This window comes from Micromonospora sp. NPDC047620 (assembly GCF_043205005.1).
GTDB lineage: Bacteria > Actinomycetota > Actinomycetes > Mycobacteriales > Micromonosporaceae > Micromonospora.
Genome location: NZ_JBIDDG010000196.1, coordinates 1 through 1,062, shown reverse-complemented (window position 1 = coordinate 1,062; position 1,062 = coordinate 1). Strand labels below are relative to the sequence as shown.

Below are 1,062 nucleotides of genomic sequence, written 5' to 3'. Positions count from 1 at the left end.
GGACAGCGAGACCACCGTATCCATTTCGAACGGGAAGACCGCCGCGGTCCCGACCGCCAGAATCGCCGCCGAAATCAGCAGCGCCGCAACGGCAGCCACCGTGCCGAACGGCCGCGGCCCCGGTATCAGCAGCAGCGGCAGGAAGGACGCGGCCAGCACGCCCATGCCGGCCACGAGACCGCGGCCGGTCCCCCACCGGCGGCGAAACCATGCGGTGATGCGCAGCTGCCCAGCCACCGCGACCACCCCCGACACCACGAACAACGCCGAAGTCAACGCCTGCGCGTGGGCGGGGCTCAGATATTCGGCCTGCAACGGCAGCGCCAGATAGACCTGGAACGACAGCACGTACGAGCCGATCATCGCGACGGCGAAGGCCAGGAATCGCCGGTTGGCGAGAACGATCCGCCAATCCTCGAGCACCGTCGTGCGCACTGCGGGATCGCCCGCCCGCCGCGGCGGCAGCGCGAACAGTTGCGCGAGCGTCAGCACCGCGAAGACCACGGCGGCGGCCGCGGCGGTCACCCGGAAGTCGGTGACCAGCAGGGCGAGCCCGGCCAGCGGACCGACGAGGATACCGGCCTGATAGAAGATGTTGAAGACCGCGAATGCCTCGACCCGGCGTTCACCGGTCTCCGCGGCCAGGTACGCGCGCACTGCCGGATTGAACAGCGCACCGGCGAAACCCGTTGCGGCCGAGGCGATCAGCAGCATCGGCAGGGAGGTGGCGAAGATCAGCAGAGCGAATCCCGCCGTGCGCAGCAGACAACCCGCCACGATGAGCGGTTTGTAGCCGAGCCGGTCGGCGAGCGTGCCGCCGACGAGGAACATGCCCTGCTGGGAGAAGTTGCGCACGCCCAGCACCAGCCCGACCGCCCACGCCGCCAGACCGATCGGCCCGGCGAGATATCCGGCCAGGTACGGCATGAGCATGTAGAAGCCCAGGTTGATGCCGAACTGGTTGATCATCAGCAGCCGAGCCGCCGGATCGAAGCTGCGGAATCGGGCGAGGAGACTCATGCGGCGGGCTCCGGGTCGAAGGTGCGGGGGTCGACGACGGTG

1 protein-coding gene is annotated in these 1,062 nt (G+C 69.1%); it reads right to left on the bottom strand.

Annotated elements, in window-relative coordinates; genetic code table 11:
* Positions 1 to 1,020 (bottom strand): MFS transporter (locus ACGF5C_RS35210; RefSeq protein ID WP_393308801.1); only part of this gene is annotated, 1,020 nt, incomplete at its 3' end.
* Positions 1,021 to 1,062 lie beyond the last annotated feature (42 nt).